Genomic DNA, 18,581 nt, shown 5'->3' with positions numbered 1-18,581 from the left:
ACAACTCCGGAATGAAGCGCCAATTGCCTTTTAGCGGCTCAACCGGCGGAAGTCGAATGCGCCCATTCCCAATAAAGGTCGCGCGCTTTCTTGGCCACCGGCCCGGGCTGCAGATCGCGGTCCTCGATGCGGGTGATCGGCACGACCTTGGAATGATTTCCGGTCGAAAAGATCTCATCGGCTTCGAGAAAGTCGCGCACCGACAGCATCTTCTCCGTGGTCTTGAAGCCGTAATCGCCAAGCAGCGTCATGGTGCGCGAGCGGGTGATGCCGGACAGGAAGGTGCCGTTGGGCGCCGGCGTCAACACGTGGCTGTCCTTGACCAGGAAGATGTTCGAGGTTCCGGTCTCGGCGACATTGCCCAGCATGTCCAGCACCAGCGCATTGTCGAAGCCGCGTCCCTTCGCTTCGAGGATGGCGCGGCCATTGTTGGGATAGAGGCAGCCGGCCTTGGCATTGGTCGGCATGGTCTCGATGGTCGGCCGCCGGAACGGCGACACGGTGATCGAAAAGCCGGTCGGCGAGATCATCGGCGATTCGTAGAGGCAGAGGCAGAAACGGGTCGAGGCCGGATCGGCCGGCACGCCCATGTAGCCGCCATGCTCGGCCCAGTACATCGGCCTGATGTAGACCGCTGTCTTGCCGTCGAACTTCTTCAGCCCGTCCCAGGTCAGTCCAACAATCTCATCGGCGCTCATCGACGGCGCGAGGCCGAGCGCGGTCGCCGATGCGTTCACCCTAGCGGCATGCAGCTCGAGATCGGGGGCGACGCCTTCGAACCAGCGGGCGCCGTCGAAGACGCTGGTGCCGAGCCACATGGCGTGGCTGCGCGGACCCAGAATGGCGACGTTGCCTTCGTACCAGTCGCCGTCGACGAAGGTCCATGTCGCCGATAGCGCCGCAGTCGCCAGTGTCATTGTTCGGTTCCGCTTCAAAGCTGCCTGTGCCAAGCATTGGAAGATGCTTTGACCGGCGCCGTCAACCGGCATGGAGCGGTTTTTGTTGAGGCCAGAGCGCCCCAAGAAAGCGATCAAGACTACAATCGATGCTTGCACCTTGCGCCGCCTGCCCTCAAAACTGTCGCCATGCATTACGCGGCTTACGTTTTCGACGCCTATGGCACGTTGTTCGACGTGCACGCCGCCGTGCGCCGTCACGACGGCGAGATCGGCCCCGACGGCCCGCTGCTTTCGGAAATCTGGCGCGCCAAGCAGCTGGAATATTCCTGGGTGCGCACGCTGATGGGCGGCTATGCCGATTTCTGGCAGCTCACCGAACAGGCGCTCGATTTCGCCCTGCGCAAGGTTCCCTCCGCCGACAAGGGAATGAAGGCCAAGCTGCTCGAAGCCTATTGGCGGCTCGACTGCTATCCGGAAGTGCCGGCCGTGCTGAAGGCACTGAAAGCATCCGGCGCCAAGCTCGCAATCCTGTCCAACGGCTCGCCCGAGATGCTGGAAGCGGCGGTCAAGTCGGCCGCCCTCGACCAGGTGCTGGACGATATCTTTTCGGTCGACGCCGTCAGGCGCTTCAAGACCGACCCGTCGACCTACGACATGGTGGCGACGGGCTGGCGGCTCTATCCGGGCGCCGTCTCGTTCCAGTCGTCCAACCGCTGGGACATCGCCGGCGCCACCAAATTCGGCTTTCGCACCGTCTGGATCAACCGCGCCAACCAGCCCGAGGAATACCGGGATTTCCCGCCGGCGCTGATCCTGCCGTCGCTTGAAGGCCTGCTGACCGGCGGCTGATCACTCTGTTGCCTTCGAGCAACAGTGGCAGGGCGGTCACAGCTTCGCCTTTGTTTGTCCACCCTCAGGCCAGAATCGGAACCGCCTATCGCGTCAGGCATTGGGGGAGGCCGACCACTGCGCCGCTTGAAGGCATTCACGCTTTCTTGCGATTCGAGACTTAAAAAAGGCAACCATGTTGAAGACCGAAATCGACCCCTATCGCCTGAGCCGTCGCGGCTTTCTGAATGCTGCAGCCCTTGGCGCCGCTTCGATTGCGGTCTCCGCCTGCACCACCACCGGACCGGCGCCGGCGCCGGTCGAACCGCCACCGCCGACCTATGACGAGCCGCCGCTCGGCGACTATGCGACGATGTACGGCCCGATTTCCGACAGCGGGTTCGAGCTCCCGGCCATCCCGATCAAGAAGATGGACCCGCAGTTCCTGCGCCAGATCGTTCCCGATCCGACCGGCCAGCGGCCAGGCACCATCATCGTCGATACGACCAACCATTTCCTCTATCTGGTGCGCGAAGGCGGCCAGGCGATCCGTTACGGCGTCGGCCTCGGCCGCGCCGGCTTCGAATGGTCGGGAGACGCCGTCGTCCAGTGGAAGCAGAAATGGCCGAAATGGACGCCGCCCGATGAGATGGTTGCCCGCCAGCCTGAACTGGAAGAATACAGCGCCAAGAACGGCGGCATGCCCGGCGGCCTCAAGAACCCGCTCGGCGCCCGCGCGCTCTACCTGTTCCACGACAACGTCGACACGCTCTACCGCCTGCATGGCTCGCCGGAATGGAACTCGATCGGCAAATCCGTCTCGTCAGGCTGCGTGCGCCTGATAAATCAGGACATCATCGACCTCTACGACCGCGTGCCGTCGAAGAGCCCGGTCATCGTGACGTCCGACATCGGCCAGCCGATGGCGGCGGGCGCAAACCGCAGAGCCATCCCGATCGATGGCGGGGTGCCGGATGGCTCGGTCCTGCTCGGCCCGGTGACCTGATCGACTTCATCGATGTCATGAAGCGGCAGGTTCGCCGCTCCATGCGGCAAACCCCCGCCAGGATTCCGATAGCTTTACGCGAATGCCTGGGGTTCGCATCCAAGATATGCAATGCCGGCAACAGGAGGCCAAAAAAGACGTCCAGACGAACCATGGAGCCGCTGCAATCGGGGCGGCCATGCCCTGTCAATCTCGACGCTGCTGTGTTTCGTTACCGATTGATGTATATTAGACGGGAGTATGATTGCAGAGACATACATTTCATTAGATCATTGATGGCGGGGGAACGCCGATGGTGGGATTTGATTTCGATAGTCCGCCTGCCGACGGCGCCGAGGCCAACCTGTCGGCCGAATGCGAGCGCCAATTGCTGCCGCTCGTCCGCGGAATTGTCGAGGCGGCGGTTGCCGCCGGGTGGAGCCAGGAAGACGTTCTTCTGGCCATGGTCGAGCTGTCCTGGGATCTGTACGAGAAACGCCGAGGCGATCTTTAGCAGGCCTGCGTGAGCCGGATAATTCCGTAGCGCCGGCCAAGCCAGGCCATGTTTTTCTCGCGCGAACTTTTTTCTTCACCTACAATGTTTTTTCTATCCACGGGATGCGCTACGCTGCCTTTGGGCAGGACTATGGGGGATACAAATTACCGTCCGGATTTCCGGGTTGGCTGTTTGCACGGCACGGAATTTCGATGGGCTGGCAAAGCGGCTGAGGCAAGGCTGAATGAAAAATGCGGGCGAGGTTCAGGAACGCAGCGCAGGCGCCGATCGGGTCGATCGGCACGCCCTCGGACATAATCCCCGAAAATGCCAATCCCAGAAGAGCAACCATGCGGGGGAGCGGGATATGCTCTGTCCGCAGCCCTGGATCGCTCCCGGAGGGTCGCCATCGCCGAAGTCGCCTACCTCGCGGGATTTTCGGATCAAGGCCATTTGGCCACCGCCATGAAGAAGCACAAGGGAAAGAAGCCATGATTCGGGCGATAACTGCTGCCGGATCGTCCGTGGCAATGACAGATAGTCGACCAGCTCTGTCAATGGCCGCGCGATCTATATTCGGAATACAACGCTGATTGCGACGGCACACTATGCACAATAACTAGGCAAAATGGTAAGATAAGATCGGAAAATAGTCAGGTAGCCTTGGCTAAAAATTCAAACCTGTAAATTTATAGTCAAAATCCTGGTAAAATTTTCATTTGAGCTCAAATTCTTCTTTGCAATATAAAGCAGCATCTGTAGGATTCGAAGGAACGCCCAGGAGCAAACGTGAATTCTGGGCGCCTCGATACAGCACAGGATTGGATTGATCGGCGCAGCAGTGGCAGAGACGAAGATGCAACATAGAGGCAACGTCCAGGAAAGCGCCGGGACAGAGCGGCGGCGCGCGGATCGTCGCATCTTCGACGGAATTCCGGAAAGCGCGGGGCGCTACCTGGTCACGTTTCGAGGCGGCGCGGCTCATGTCGTTCATGGGCCGGGATCACACACATTCAAAGCGGCGGAACATTTCGCTTCGGTTCTGCTTACACCCTCACCAGGGATTGCGGCATCGCTGGGCAGCGACAAAGTCCACGAATACGACGGCGACGTCGGCATGATCATGATCGTCCCAGCCGACCTCGGCGGCAAGGTGACCCGGTCATCCACCACGGAAAGCGCAATCGTGGCGCTCACCCCCCAGAGTCTCTTCGAGCTGGCAACGCGTGAATTCGACACCGGCCATGCCGAGCTTCAGCCGCCGCCGTACGGGACCGTCGACTTCCAAGCGCTGCAACTCGCGCAGTTGCTGAAGGCGGAACTGACGGATCGGGAAACTCCAAACGACTTCTATGTCGATTCGTTGGTCACCATGTTCGGCGTCCATTTGCTTCGGAACTACGCAGGAGCGCGAAAGTTGCCACAAGCCCCAAAGGGCGGTCTGTCGAACCGCAGCGCCCGGCGGGTGCGGGAATTCCTGGAGGTAAATTTTTCCAGCAAGATCGCGGTGGCCGAGCTGGCCGCACTCTGTGGCCTTTCGCCGAGCCATTTCATCCTGGCATTCACCAAGACCTTTGGCGAGCCGCCGCACAAATACCTGCTGCGGCTGCGTCTCGATTTCGCCGAAAAACTTCTCATCGAGAGCGACCTGTCGATTGCGGAAGTCGCTCATCTCAGTGGATTCTCGGACCAGAGCCACTTGACAGTCACCATGTCCAGATACCGGAACAGAACCCCCAGGCAGGTGAAGCTGCAACGTTAACGACTGTTGCGGCGCGCATGATAGTCCGCGGCGATACCTCGATTGATCTTCAGTATAGTCGAAGGTTGTGTGGCAGAGCAGTCACAGTCGTCGCGCAGGGACCAAATACCGGATTTTCCTACAAAGATTCCGGATTATTCCAAAATACCTGCACCGCGAATGTGCTCATGGTCGCGATGGAAGTCATTTGGGGCGGGGGAGCAACCAGATGATACAGCATGTCGGATTGTCCCATGGACATTCAATTCGCGGAAATCGAGGTCTTCGCGCCTAAGGCCGAAGCGGCCTGGGCTGCACTGCAACGCCAATACGCCAGCCGGATCAGCGCTGCGGAACTCGACCATCTCCTGGCCTGTTTCGTGCTTGGACTGACCTCTCCGGCTTGTGGTGAAGGCGATCCGGGATTTCATTTCGATCTCTGCCGCGCGCTGGTGGCGGTAAACCTGCCGCCGGAACGGACGGAGGCTGCACTGCATACGGTTCCAGAACCGACGCAGCCATGGGTCGCGAGCGCCTATCAGCTGATTGAAAAACAAGGCGCGAAGGTCGGTCTCTCGTTGCGGGAGAAGACGCGCAATTTCGAAGATTTTTTGGCCACCGAGGCGAATGGTGCGGCACATCAGAGCGCCTCGGCAATTGCGAGGAAAAACTAGCATGACCAAATGCGTCGAGGGGCGGAGAAGGATCGAACTTTCTTCAAGCTTTGTCGGAAACTGGATCGCGGGCGCGGCCGACAGCCGCTCGGTGCGGCGCCGCCTGATGGCGGTGCTGCGCATGGCTCACCGGGTTCTTGGATTCGGTCGCAAGAATATGGGTCTGGGAACATTGGGAAGCTGCACCAGCGTGCGTTCGGCTCTGGCCTGTGGCGTGAGCCCGGCCAGCATGCTCGGCGGCCTGGCCGCGATCGCCGCGCTCGGCCTCGCCACACCGGCCCAGGCACAATATCAGGCTGGCGGCGGTTCGGCGACCGGCGGCAACGCCGTCGCCATCGGTAACGGCGCCGCGACGAATGGCAATAACAGCGTGGCGTTGGGCAGTTCCAACAGTGCAACGGGCGACGGCACGATCGCCATCGGCTATGCGATGGGTGTCAATGGCCTCAATTCCATAGGCATAGGTGTCTTCGCAGGCGCAACCGGCGTCAATGCCCTCGCCGTGGGCGGGAACGCCAAGGCCAACGGGGACGCAGCAAGCGCTATTGGCGTCAATTCGGTTGCAACCACAAGCGCGGCCGCTTTTGGCAATAATGCGCGTGCCGACGGAGTCAACTCGACCGCGATCGGCCCTGTTACCCGGGCGACCGGATTGCGCGCCACCGCGCTCGGGTTCGGGGCAACGGCATCCGGCGTGGATTCGATTGCCCAAGGTAACAGCGCCGTAGCAAGCAACCAGAATGCCGTCGCCATCGGATTCCAGTCGACTGCTACGGCGATAAACTCCGTCTATCTCGGCTCACGTACCGCGGCCGGAACGGGAGCGCTGGCCCAAGGCGCGGTCGGCATAGGCACAGATGTGACAGCATCCCAGGTCGATGCCATTGCGATGGGACGTTCGTCCGTTTCGTCGGCGCAATACGCGGTTGCCATTGGCCTGAATGCGAAGGCTACAGGAGCGGGTGGCGCGATGGCGTTGGGCCAAGGCACGATCTCGAGCGGTGTCAATTCCGTTGCACTCGGCGTTCAGGCTAATGCCACTGGAGCCGGCTCCAACGCCTTGGGCACGTTGTCCGTCGCTTCGGGAGGGAATGCCACTGCTCTAGGCACCAGTTCCACGGCCAGCAACAACTATGCGACCGCCGTAGGCTGGGGAACTGTCGCCAGCGGCGCCGATTCCGCTGCCGTAGGACGTGAGGCCATCGCATCGGCGCTTGACGCAACGGCGATGGGGTACATATCCAAGGCCTCGGGCCAATACAGCACCGCCGTCGGCGCCAACGCAAACGCCACCGCCACGTCCAGCACGGCGATCGGCCAGAACGCGTTTGCAACCGGCGTTCAAGCATCCGCTTTCGGCGTAGGAGCGAATGCCGGCGCCCAGAATGCGGTTGCGCTGGGCGCCCTCTCCACCGCCAGCGCCACGAGCGCCATCGCCGTGGGCAACAACGCCAAGGCGGATTCGGCCGAAGCGGTCGCCATGGGCACCAATGCGGTGGCAACCGGCGGCAAGGCCGTCTCCATCGGTTCGGGCAACACGGCTTACGGCAACGGCGCGGTCTCCATCGGCGATCCGAGCTATGCCAGCGGCACCGGCGCCTTCACCGGCGGCGCCAACAACATCGCCAACAGCGACGGCACGGCAACCGCCACAGCCGCAAACCAGGCCGCAGGCGCGGTTGCCATCGGCAACAACAACAAGGCCGTCGGGCAAGGCTCCGTGGCGCTGGGCAATGGCTCGACGGCGGGTGCAGCCGGCCTTGCCGGCAATGTCGCGCTGGGCAACGGCGCGACGGCGACGGCAAGCTCCGGCGACGTAGCGCTCGGTTCGGGCTCGGTGACCGCGACGGCGGTCGGCACCAGCGGCGCGACGATCGGCGGCACGGCCTACAGCTTCGCCGGCACGACGCCGACGAGCACTGTCAGCGTCGGCGCGCTCGGCGCGGAGCGGACCATCACCAATGTCGCGGCGGGCCGGCTCAGCAACTCGTCGACCGACGCGATCAACGGCTCGCAGCTGTTTGCGACCAACCAGCAGGTGACGCAGAACACGGCGGCGATCGCCGCCAACACCGCCGACATCACCAATCTCGGCAACACGATCAACAGCATCAGCACCGGTGGCGGCATCAAGTATTTCCACGCCAATTCGACGGCGGCGGACTCGTCCGCAACGGGCACGGACTCCGTTGCTATCGGACCAGTCGCGACCGCGACGGGGACAAACGCCATCGCGGCCGGCACCAATTCGAGCGCCTCCGACGCCAACGCCTCGGCCTTCGGCAGCGGCGCCGTCGCATCGGCGCTTGACGCAACGGCGATGGGATACATCTCCAAGGCCTCGGGCCAATACAGCACCGCCGTCGGTGCCAACGCCAATGCCACAGCCACGTCCAGCACCGCGATCGGCCAGAACGCGTTTGCAACCGCCTTTCAAGCGACCGCTCTCGGCGTAGGAGCGAATGCCGGCGCCCAGAATGCAATCGCGCTGGGCGCCCTCGCCAATGCCAGCAACGCCGGCGACGTGGCGCTCGGCTCGGGCTCGGTAACCGCCGCGGCGGTCGGCACCGCCGGCACGACGATCGGCGGCGTCGCCTACAACTTCGCCGGCACGACGCCGGCAAGCACCGTCAGCGTCGGCGCGGTCGGCGCGGAACGCACCATCACCAATGTCGCGGCGGGCCGGCTCAGCAATTCGTCGACCGACGCGATCAACGGCTCGCAGCTCTTCGCCACCAACCAGCAGGTGACGCAGAATACGACCGACATCGCCGCCAACACCGCCGACATCACCAATCTCGGCAACACGATCAACAGCATCAGCACGGGCGGCGGCATCAAGTATTTCCACGCCAATTCGACGCTGGCGGATTCGCAGGCGCTGGGGACGGATTCCGTTGCCATCGGCCCGAATGCTGTGGCCAACAATGCCGGCGACGTGGCGATCGGCGCGAATGCGGTGTCGACCGCGACCACGGCGGTCGGCGGCACCACGATCGGCGGCGTTGCCTACACCTTCGCCGGCGCGACGCCCGCGGGTGCATTCTCGGTCGGCTCGGTGGGCGCCGAACGCCAGATCCAGAACGTCGCGGCCGGGCAGTTGAGCAACTCCTCGACCGATGCGGTCAACGGCTCGCAGCTGTTTGCGACCAACCAGCAGGTGACGCAGAACACCACCGATATCGCTGCCAATACTGCTGACATCACCAATCTCGGCAATTCGATCAGCAATATTGCCGGCGACACCTCGCTGGCCTACACCGACGCCAATGGCGACGGCATACGCTATGTGCGCACCAACGACAGGACGCTTGCCGTCGCGGACTCCTTCGCGCAAGGGATCGGCTCTTCCGCCCTGGGCTACCAGGCGACCGCGAGCGCCGACAATACGCTGGCGCTCGGCCGCGACACCCAGGCCAGCGTCATCGGCGGCGTGGCGCTCGGCGCCGGCTCGGTTTCGGATCGGGCGGTCGCACCCGTATCGGGATCGATCCTCTCCGGCACCGGCCTCATTCCCTACAACACCGCGGACATGAGCCTGCTCGGCGCCGTCTCGGTCGGCACCTCCACCTCCTACCGCCAGATCATCAACGTGGCCGACGGCACGCAGGACCAGGACGCGGTCACGCTTCGCCAGTTGAAGGGCGCGCTGAGCTCGTTCGCGGTGACGGGGAGCCTGTACTTCCACGCCAATTCGACGGCCGCGGATTCGCTTGCGGTCGGCGTCGATTCGGTTGCGGTCGGTCCGCGCACCACCGTCAATGGCGACAACGGCATCGGCATCGGCAATGGCGCCATCGTGCAGCAGACGGCGCCGGGAGGCATCGCGATCGGCCAGAATTCGACGGTCAACCAGGCCGACAGCATCGCCCTCGGTACCAACGCGACCACCAACGGAGCGCAGGCGGTGGCGCTCGGCGCCGGCGCAAAGGCCAACGAGCCGGGCAGCGTCGCGCTCGGCGCGGGCTCGACGACGGCGGCGGCGGTCGCCACCACCGGCACCACGATCAACGGCGTTGCCTATACCTTCGCCGGAACAGCTCCGACGAGCACGGTCAGCGTCGGCACCGTCGGCAACGAGCGCACCGTCACCAATGTCGCGGCGGGCCGGATCAGCGGCACCTCCACCGACGCCATCAACGGCAGCCAGCTCTTCGCCACCAACCAGGCGGTCGAAGCCATGCAGGGTAGCGTCGGCGACCTCAACCAGTTCGCCGTCCAGTACGACAAGGACGGGAACGGCAACAAGTCCAACTCGATTACCCTTGCCGGCGGCGATCCCAACACGCCGGTGGTCATCCACAATGTCGGGCCGGGCGTTGCCAACACCGATGCGGTCAATGTTCAGCAGTTCAACAGCGGGTTAGCACTCAACCTGGACAATTCGAAGAACTACACCAACCAGGTGGCGGCCACCACGCTGCAGCAAGCCAATGCGTATGCGGACTCCAAACTCAGCCAGCTCAACATGGACATGGGAGAGGTCAGGGGCGAGGCGCGCCAGGCTGCGGCAATCGGCTTGGCGGCCGGCTCGCTGCGCTACGACGATCGTCCCGGCAAGCTGAGCGTGGCCGCCGGCGGAGGCTATTGGCGCGGTGAAGGCGCCCTGGCCTTCGGCGCCGGCTACACCAGCGAGGAAGGACGTGTTCGAGCGAACCTGTCCGGTACGACGGCAGGCGGACACTGGGGTGTCGGCGCGGGCGTCAGCCTTACGCTGAACTAGAGCCCGGCCATGATTAGGCAGGCAGTCCTTGCTGTCGCGATATCCATGACGTCAATGCTCCTGTCCGGCCCGTTAGCGGCCGGGCAGGAAGCAATCCCTTCCGGCTACAGGGTAAAACCTTCCGACGTAGCGATCCCTGCGGATGCGAAGCTTGGCGAATATCAACGGACCACCCGTCCGTTCGAGAACTGGACGCTGATCTGCGACGAGAACCTGAAGGCGCGCCAAAAGGTCTGCAATGTCACCCAGATCATCGAGGACCAGGCAGGACAGGTTGCGTTCAGCTGGTCGCTTGCCGCCACCAAGGAAGGCAACCCCTACATGATCTTGCGCGCCCCGCCGATCGCCAAGAGCGACGCTCCTGTCTCGCTGACATTCGAGGGGCGCAAGGAGCCGATAAAAATTCAACTCGACGGATGCAATCAGGCCGTCTGCGTCGGCATGCTGCCGGTTGGTCCGATCATGCGCGAACAGATTTCGAAGGCCGCGGCATCCGTCATCTCCTTCCCGACCACGGATGGCAGGACGATCAACGTAACCGCGACCCTCAAGGGCTTGGCCGCGGCCGTTGCGGCGATCAATTGACGAGGCAATCGCGATGAACCAGCAATCGATCCATGACCGGATAATGTCCCGCAACCAGGGAAAGGATGCTGTCCGGGTCGGCATCGAAGACCGGAGCAGACCGCAACGAAACCGCGCGAGGACCGCTGTCTTCTCGTTGCTCGCCATTGCCGTCGTCGCCACGGCCGGCTTCGCGGCCATGCGCTACGACCTGCTCCACAATTTATTGCCGCAGCCGGCGGTCGCGGAGACCAACCAGCCCAATCCGGCCCTGGCCGAGACGCCATTTCTGCAATACGCCAAAGAGGCAGGCTTGCAGTCTTGTTCCAACATTTTCCCAGCCCTTGGGCAGATGCTGACGACCGGCACGACGTACAGCGTCCAGTCGATCTGGAACAACGAGGCCCCCGACAAACACCTCGTGGAAGCCTTGGTCGGCATGAACTACGCTACACAGGGCTACAGCGGCCCGGCGGCAGGCCTGGTGTTCGCGGCACCCACCGCATCCGTTTGCGAAGGTACGATGGTCAGGGTGGCGCCATTCGCGGCCAATTGCGCCGATGTTCCGGCCCTGCTTCCGAAAGACAGCAAGCTCGCCAACAATCTTGGACAAATCAGCGTCTATGAACTGGCCAATGGAGGGGGCAACGCGATGCTGCTGCCAACCGGCAACAGCTGCGTCGTCATTTCCGTGGCCTCGGCAGCAGGTAAACAAGGAGGCGTACAATGAGGGTGAATTCCGCCATTGCGGCGATCGGCATGCTGTTGCTTTGCGCCGGGCGGCTGGGCGCGGCGGACCTAGCCCCGGCGGCGGACGTGCCCGAGCCGCCGGCCCAGGAGGAGAGAGGCATCTGGGCGGCGATCGCCTATTCGAGCCCCGACGAGAAGCACGGCTTCTTTTGGGGCGCCGACAAGCGGCAGGAGGCGATGGACATCGCGCTGAAGCATTGCCAGAACGCCGGCGGCGGCAGCTGCGCCGTGGTCAGCGTATTCCGCAATCATCGCCATTGGGACGATGACGACAATACCGGCTTTCCCTACAAGCATTGCGGCGCCCTCGCCGTAGGCGAGAAGCCGGAAGGGCGGCTGACCAGTTGGGGCGCCGAGACGGCGCAAACACGCCGGGATGCCGAAGACCTGACACTGCAGGCGTGCGAGCGGAACGGACAAAAATGCAAGATCCGCGAGTGGGTGTGCACATGACGCATCAGAGCGAAGCAGCGGAACGCCAATCGAGGCGCATGTTTGCACTCAGCGTAGCGCCGTGCTCAAGCGGGGTCAGCCCTTTGCCGTGATGCGCATCGACGGTATGCGACACCGGCTCGAAGCAGAAGAAATCGGCATCCTGCGACGGCGAATAGAGGATGAAGACGTCGAGCAATGGCGAGGCGGTGAGCGAGATGGCGATCCTGTCCTCGGGCCGGGTGATCCTGGCGCGGCGGTCCCAGCCGTCGAAGGCGTTGTTGACCCAGCTTCGCGGCAACAGGGAGGCGTTCGAGAAATTCCACGCGGGGTAATCGGCCACCGGCGCCACGCCGACCGGCAGATGATGCTTGTCCTCCAGCCAGACCCGCGCCGCCTTCGCCTCGAGCGTCGTTCCGGCGCTGCGCGGGAACCACGGATGAAAGCCGAGCCCGTAAGGCAGGCGAATGCCGGTGCGATTCTCCACCGTGAGCGTGGCATCCAAGGCCCCGTCATGCAGCGCATAGGCGACCCGCGCCGTATATCGGTAGGGGCCGATTTCACCGGCGTCGAGGACCAGTTCTGCCTCGGTGGCGCTGTGGCTGGCAATCCGCCACTCCCTCTGGAAGCCGTCGCCATGGATTGGAAAGGCCTCCCCCGGCACGTTCGGCTCGATCGCATGGAAGCGGCCGTCGAAGGCGAAACCGCCGCCTGAGATGCGGTTCGACCAGGGAACCAGAAGCTGGCAGCCGGAGGCGCCGGTGCCATCGTCGGGGCGGAGCAGCGGCACCGTTGCGCCGCAGACCAGTGCGTCGAAGCGGGCGATCGCTGCGCCCTTTTGCGGCGCCAGGACCAGACGGGCGCGGTCGTCGCGCAGTTCCAGGAGGCCGGCCATCCCTACCAACCGCCGTCAATAGCGATATTTTGGCCGCTGATCATGTCCGAGGCGGGCTGGCTGACACTTTTCACCGCCCCCTGGACAGGCTGCCCAGAATCCCGCGCACGATCGCGCGGCCGACCGACGAGCCGACCGAACGCACGACAGCTTTGATCGCGGCTTCGGCCACCGTCTGGCGGTTGGACGGGCGCGGCGCCGGCACGCGCCGGCCACCGGATTGCGGTGGCGGCGAATCGTCATTGCCGAAGCCGGGGATGGTCCAGCGCGAGCGGCCGCTGTCGGCCGGCTGTGCCTGTTCTTCCGCCTCCTGCGCGCCCACGGCTTTCTTCTGCAGCATCTCGAAGGCCGATTCGCGATCGATGGTCTGGTCGTACTGGCCGGCGACCGGGCTCTGGTCGATCAGCTTGCGGCGCTCGTCCGCCGTGATCGGGCCAAGCCTGGACGACGGCGGCCGGATCAATGTCCGCTGCACCATGGACGGCACGCCCTTGACCTCCAGCGTCGAGACCAGCGCCTCGCCGGTGCCGAGCTGGGTGATGGCGGTGGCGCAGTCGAAATCGGGATTGGGCCGGAAGGTGTCGGCGGCGGTCTTGACCGCCTGCTGCTCACGCGGCGTATAGGCGCGCAGCGCGTGCTGCACACGGTTGCCGAGCTGGGCGAGAACCTTTTCAGGGATATCCAAGGGGTTCTGCGTAACGAAATAGACGCCGACGCCCTTGGAGCGGATCAAGCGAACCACCTGCTCGACGCGGTCGATCAGCACCTTCGGCGCCTCGTCGAAAAGCAGATGCGCCTCGTCGAAGAAGAACACCAGCTTCGGCCTGTCGGGATCGCCGACCTCGGGCAATTCCTCGAACAGTTCCGACATCAGCCAGAGCAGGAAGGTGGCGTAGAGCCTGGGGTTCATCATCAGCCTGTCGGCAGCGAGCACGCTGATGGCGCCGCGGCCGTCGCGGGTGGTGCGCATGATGTCGGCGATGCGCAAAGCCGGTTCGCCGAAGAAATGCGCCGCGCCCTGCTGTTCCAGCACGAGAAGCGTGCGCTGGATTGCGCCGACCGACGGCTTGGTGACATTGCCGTAGCGCGAGCTGATCTCGTCGGCGCGCGCTGCGATGTTGGCCAGCAGTGCTTGCAGATCCTTCATGTCGAGCAGCAGCAGGCCATCCTCATCGGCGATGCGGAAGGCGATGTTCATGATGCCTTCCTGCGCTTCGGAGAGGTTCATCAGCCGCGACAGAAGCAGCGGCCCCATTTCCGAGACGGTGGCGCGGATCGGATGGCCCTGCTCGCCGAACAGGTCCCAGAAGATGACCGGGAATTCCTGGAAGTCGTAAGGGTCGAGCTTGACCTGCTCGGCCCGCTTGACCAGGAAATCCTGCGCCTTGCCCATCATGGCAATGCCGGACAGGTCGCCCTTGATATCGGCGCAGAACACAGGCACGCCGGCATTGGAAAACCCCTCGGCCAGGATCTGCAGGCTGACTGTCTTGCCGGTGCCGGTGGCGCCGGTGATCAGGCCATGGCGGTTCCCATATTGCAGCAAGAGCTGTTCGGCGCGCTGATAGCTGTCGTCGGGCTTGCGGCTGGCGCCGAGGAAAATGCTGGTGTCGTCAGCCATATGACCATGTCTCCGCAAACTGATGTGTTAAAAGCCTGTGGCCGTGCCGCAGGGTATAGTCAGGCCATTGCGCAGCGACAATGCTATTCTCCAATCGGGCTATCCATCCAGTTGGCTATTCATCCAGATTGGGCCAATCGTCTAAATTGAACCAATCCTCCAAATCGGTTTTTGGAACTTGCGGATTTTGCCGCTGTTTGGCAATCGTTCCATGGTTCGTCCACGCAGGCTGCCCTATGTCAGGGAAGCGAATCCCAACCGCGCAAGCGCATTGCATTGCGATATCTGGCAGGGAACCGTAGACTGGACGGCTGACGCTGGTGCGGCCGCATAAAAACGAGGAGCATGGATGGGCGCCGGAGCCTTGACCAGGAGTGTCGAACCCGCTGACGTCGAGCGCCAGCGTTGGCTGGCCTTGGCCGAAAAGGCGCTCGCCGGCGCCTCCTTCGAGGAAAAACTAGTCTCGCATACCGACGATCAGATTCGCATCGAACCGCTCTACGATCGCGCTGGCGGCGCCGAGCCGCTTGTGCGCGCCAACCCCAAATTGCCCTGGATCGTCAGCCAGCGCATTGACGATCCCGATATCGGCCGCGCCAAGGCGCAGGCCCTGGACGATGTGGCACAAGGCGCGACGGGATTGTCGCTTGTCTTCGAAGGTGCTCCGAATGCGTTCGGCTATGGCCTGCCGAGGACGGCGCAGGCGCTGGAAACGGTGCTGGATGGCGTACCGCTCAACCGCACGCAGATCCGCATCGACGCCCATCCCTGGAGCCGTGCCGTCGCCGACTGGCTGGTGGCGTTCCTGAGCAAGCGCCGCTCCGACCCGGCAAAGCTGAACCTCTCCTTCGGCATCGACCCGGCGGCAATCTTTGCCGGAACCGGCCGGCTGCGCATGTCGATCGAGGCGTTGCAGGCATCGATGCCGCAATCGCTGGCGCATTTCTTCTCGCTGGGCGTGCCGGGTGTGCTGCTGGAGGCCGACGGGCGGGTGTTCCACAATGCCGGCGCCACGGAAGCGCAGGAACTCGGCACCATGCTCGCTTCCGCCGTGTCATACCTCAGGATGTTCGAGGATGCGCGCCAGCCGCTTGTCTATGCCGCTCCCCATATCGGCTTTGCGCTGAGCGTCGACCAGGACCAGTTCCTGTCGATGGCCAAGGTCCGGGCCTTGCGCAGGCTGTGGGCGCGCATCCAGGAAACCTGTTCCATCCCGGCATCGGTAGCCAACATCCATGCCGAGACGTCGTTCCGCATGATGACGGCGGCGGATCCCGAAACCAACATCCTGCGCACCACCATCGCCAGCTTTGCAGCGGCAGCAGGCGGCGCGGATTCGATCTCAATCCTGCCACACACCATCGCCCACGGGCTGCCGGCCGGCTTTGCCCGCCGCGTCGCCCGCAATGCACAGTTGATCATGGCCAATGAAAGCCATATCGACCATGTCGCCGACCCAGCCTTGGGGTCGGGCGCAGTCGAGGCGCTGACCCTGGGCCTGTGCGAAGCGGCGTGGGAAGAGTTCCAGCGGATCGAAGCGGAAGGCGGCGTTCTGGCAAGCCTGCAGCAAGGGCATATCCAGAAGCGCGTCACGGCAGCATCCGAGCGCCGCGCCGAGGCCTACCGGTCGGGTGAACGGGTAATCATCGGCACCACGCTTTACCCGCTGAAAAACGATGCCCCGGTCGAGACGCTGGCGGCTGAGCGGCGGCCGCCTTTCACAGAGGGCGTGGCGGTGTGCGAGGCGCTGTTTCCGGTCCGCATCGACCAGGCAATCGGAGCCGCACAGTGATCCCGGATTTCAGCCATATTGGCTGGTCGGCGCCACGGCGCGCGCCGGTCGAGGTCAAGGGCCAGCGGCTGACGCCGGAAGGCATCGCCGTCAAGCATCTCTACGGCCAGGGCGATCTCAAGGGGCTGCCGCATCTCGACACCTATCCGGGAATGCCGCCCTTCGTGCGCGGTCCCTATCCGACCATGTATGTCCAGCAGCCGTGGACGATCCGGCAATATGCCGGCTTCTCGACGGCCGAGGAATCCAACGCCTTCTACCGGCGCAATCTCGCCGCCGGCCAAAAGGGCCTTTCGGTCGCTTTCGATCTGCCCACCCATCGCGGCTATGACAGCGACCATCCGCGTGTATCAGGCGATGTCGGCATGGCGGGCGTGGCCATCGATTCCATCCTCGACATGCGGCAATTGTTCGACGGCATTCCGCTGGGCGAGATGACGGTGTCGATGACCATGAACGGCGCGGTGCTGCCGATCATGGCGCTCTATATCGTCGCGGCCGAAGAACAGGGCGTTGCTCAGAAGGATCTCGCCGGCACCATTCAGAACGACATTCTGAAGGAGTTCATGGTCCGCAACACCTACATCTATCCGCCGAAGCCCTCGATGCGGATCGTGTCTGACATCTTCTCCTATACCTCCCAGCACATGCCGAAGTTCAATTCGATCTCGATCTCCGGCTATCACATGCAGGAGGCCGGCGCGACCGCGGACCTGGAGCTCGCCTACACCATCGCCGACGGCATCGAATATGCCCGCGCCGGCGTCGCCGCCAGGCTCGATATCGACCGTTTCGCCCCGCGGCTTTCCTTCTTCTGGGCGGTCGGCATGAACTTCTTCATGGAGATCGCCAAGCTCCGCGCGGCGCGCCTGCTGTGGGCGACCCTGATGCAGAAGAATTTTGCACCGAAGGATGAACGCTCGCTGTCGCTGCGCACCCATTGCCAGACCTCCGGCTGGTCGCTGACGGCGCAGGACCCCTACAACAACATCACCCGCACCATGATCGAGGCGATGGCGGCGACGCAGGGACATACCCAGTCGCTGCACACCAACTCGTTCGACGAGGCGATGGCGCTGCCGACCGACCACTCGGCCCGCATCGCCCGCAACACGCAGCTGATCCTGCAAAAGGAATCCGGCACCACCCGCATCATCGATCCGTGGGGCGGCTCGGCCTATATTGAACGGCTGACGCATGATCTGGCGGCGCGTGCGCTCGCCCACATCGAAGAGGTCGAGGCGCTTGGCGGCATGGCGGCGGCAACCGAACAGGGCATTCCAAAACTGCGCATCGAGGAAGCGGCGGCGCGCACGCAGGCGCGTATCGATTCCGGCGAGCAGATACTGGTTGGCGTAAACGCGCATCGCCCCGAGAACGAAATCGACGTCGACGTGCTGAAGATCGACAATGCCGAGGTCAAGGCCCGGCAATTGTCGAAGCTGCAGAACCTGAAAGGCACGCGCAATGTCGGCGCGGTCGAGAGCGCGCTCGATGCGCTGACCCGCGCTGCGCAGGGTAACGAAAACCTGCTGGAATTTGCCATCCGCGCCGCGCGCGCCAATGCCACGGTCGGCGAGATCTCGCTGGCGCTCGAAAAGGTCTTTGGCCGTCACGTCGCCTCGGTGCAAACGATCTCCGGCGTTTATCGCAATGCGCTTGGCGACAATCTGACGGTCGACCGATTGCTGGAGAAGCTCGAAGCTTTCGAGAAGAAGTCCGGCGGCAAGCCGCGCATCCTGGTCGCAAAGATGGGACAGGACGGCCACGACCGTGGCCAGAAGGTGATCGCCACGGCCTTCGCCGATCTCGGCTTCGACGTGACGGTCGGCGCGATGTTCCAGACACCCGACGAGATCGCCAGGCTGGCGGTGGCGCAGGACGTCCATGTCATCGGCGCCTCATCGCTGGCGGCGGGGCACCTGACGCTGATCCCCGAACTACGCGACGCGCTGAAGAAGCTCGGCCGCAGCGACATGCTGATCGTCGCCGGCGGCGTCATCCCGCCGCAGGATTACGGCGCAGTGCTGGAAGCGGGTGCCGCGGAAATCTTCCCGCCAGGGACGGTTATCCCGGAGGCTGCGGATCGGTTGCTGGACCGGCTGCTGGCGGGCTGATTGAAACAGTTGCACTGCTTATCAAAGTTGCGTTGCAATATCGGGCGCAACCTATGGTATAGCT

14 protein-coding genes are annotated in these 18,581 nt (G+C 63.5%); 11 read left to right on the top strand and 3 right to left on the bottom strand.

Annotated features, from left to right (window positions below; all coding sequences use genetic code 11):
* Nucleotides 1-38: 38 nt before the first annotated feature.
* Nucleotides 39-917, bottom strand: a complete 879-nt coding sequence (locus tag NKK50_RS19955) for a branched-chain amino acid aminotransferase (RefSeq protein WP_023673688.1) — start codon at nucleotides 915-917, stop codon at nucleotides 39-41.
* 168 nt (nucleotides 918-1,085) lie between these two features.
* Between NKK50_RS19955 and NKK50_RS19950 the strand changes: the two genes are divergently transcribed.
* The 9 genes from NKK50_RS19950 to NKK50_RS19910 all read left to right on the top strand — a co-directional run bounded on the left by NKK50_RS19950 (nucleotide 1,086) and on the right by NKK50_RS19910 (nucleotide 12,113).
* The gene (locus NKK50_RS19950) at nucleotides 1,086-1,748 is read left to right on the top strand and encodes a haloacid dehalogenase type II (protein ID WP_023735541.1); all 663 of its coding nucleotides are present in this window, start codon (nucleotides 1,086-1,088) and stop codon (nucleotides 1,746-1,748) included.
* Nucleotides 1,749-1,923: 175 nt separating this feature from the next.
* Entirely contained in the window at nucleotides 1,924-2,733 is an 810-nt protein-coding gene (locus NKK50_RS19945; protein ID WP_023735542.1) for a L,D-transpeptidase, read from the top strand.
* Between the two features lie 292 nt (nucleotides 2,734-3,025).
* Nucleotides 3,026-3,226, top strand: a complete 201-nt coding sequence (locus NKK50_RS19940) for a hypothetical protein (RefSeq protein ID WP_023684556.1) — start codon at nucleotides 3,026-3,028, stop codon at nucleotides 3,224-3,226.
* 808 nt (nucleotides 3,227-4,034) lie between these two features.
* Nucleotides 4,035-4,970 (top strand): helix-turn-helix domain-containing protein, encoded by a 936-nt coding sequence (locus NKK50_RS19935; RefSeq protein ID WP_352543803.1) that lies wholly within the window; start codon nucleotides 4,035-4,037, stop codon nucleotides 4,968-4,970.
* A 233-nt stretch (nucleotides 4,971-5,203) separates the two neighbouring features.
* Nucleotides 5,204-5,623 carry a hypothetical protein gene (locus NKK50_RS19930; RefSeq protein ID WP_023709820.1) on the top strand — a complete coding sequence of 140 codons (420 nt, stop codon included), beginning with the start codon at nucleotides 5,204-5,206 and terminating at the stop codon, nucleotides 5,621-5,623.
* A 1-nt stretch (nucleotide 5,624) separates the two neighbouring features.
* A complete protein-coding gene (locus tag NKK50_RS19925) occupies nucleotides 5,625-10,346 on the top strand; it encodes a YadA-like family protein (RefSeq protein WP_352543802.1) in 4,722 nt (1,573 codons plus the stop codon).
* Nucleotides 10,347-10,355: 9 nt separating this feature from the next.
* Entirely contained in the window at nucleotides 10,356-10,931 is a 576-nt protein-coding gene (locus NKK50_RS19920; RefSeq protein ID WP_023670757.1) for an invasion associated locus B family protein, read from the top strand.
* Between the two features lie 13 nt (nucleotides 10,932-10,944).
* Nucleotides 10,945-11,640, top strand: a complete 696-nt coding sequence (locus NKK50_RS19915; protein WP_352543801.1) for a hypothetical protein — start codon at nucleotides 10,945-10,947, stop codon at nucleotides 11,638-11,640.
* Complete coding sequence (locus NKK50_RS19910) at nucleotides 11,637-12,113, top strand: DUF4189 domain-containing protein (RefSeq protein ID WP_023687219.1); 477 nt, start codon at nucleotides 11,637-11,639, stop codon at nucleotides 12,111-12,113. The genes NKK50_RS19915 and NKK50_RS19910 overlap by 4 nt, the downstream gene beginning before the upstream one ends.
* Nucleotides 12,114-12,117: 4 nt before the next feature.
* On the opposite strand, the gene NKK50_RS19905 is transcribed toward NKK50_RS19910, so the two are convergent.
* Together NKK50_RS19905 and NKK50_RS19900 are read right to left on the bottom strand one after the other, a co-directional pair.
* Nucleotides 12,118-12,987 carry an aldose 1-epimerase gene (locus NKK50_RS19905; protein WP_023705454.1) on the bottom strand — a complete coding sequence of 290 codons (870 nt, stop codon included), beginning with the start codon at nucleotides 12,985-12,987 and terminating at the stop codon, nucleotides 12,118-12,120.
* 70 nt (nucleotides 12,988-13,057) lie between these two features.
* The gene (locus NKK50_RS19900) at nucleotides 13,058-14,608 is read right to left on the bottom strand and encodes a helicase HerA-like C-terminal domain-containing protein (RefSeq protein ID WP_352499571.1); all 1,551 of its coding nucleotides are present in this window, start codon (nucleotides 14,606-14,608) and stop codon (nucleotides 13,058-13,060) included.
* Between the two features lie 349 nt (nucleotides 14,609-14,957).
* Here NKK50_RS19900 and NKK50_RS19895 point away from each other — a divergent pair, with 349 nt between their 5' ends.
* Nucleotides 14,958-16,400, top strand: a complete 1,443-nt coding sequence (locus NKK50_RS19895) for a methylmalonyl-CoA mutase subunit beta (protein ID WP_352543800.1) — start codon at nucleotides 14,958-14,960, stop codon at nucleotides 16,398-16,400.
* Nucleotides 16,397-18,517 carry a methylmalonyl-CoA mutase gene (scpA, locus tag NKK50_RS19890; RefSeq protein ID WP_352543799.1) on the top strand — a complete coding sequence of 707 codons (2,121 nt, stop codon included), beginning with the start codon at nucleotides 16,397-16,399 and terminating at the stop codon, nucleotides 18,515-18,517. Before NKK50_RS19895 ends, scpA begins: the two co-directional genes overlap by 4 nt.
* Nucleotides 18,518-18,581 lie beyond the last annotated feature (64 nt).

The organism is Mesorhizobium sp. M0001, assembly GCF_040324255.1.
Taxonomy (GTDB): Bacteria; Pseudomonadota; Alphaproteobacteria; order Rhizobiales; family Rhizobiaceae; genus Mesorhizobium.
This window is presented reverse-complemented; position numbering and strand designations above follow the sequence as displayed.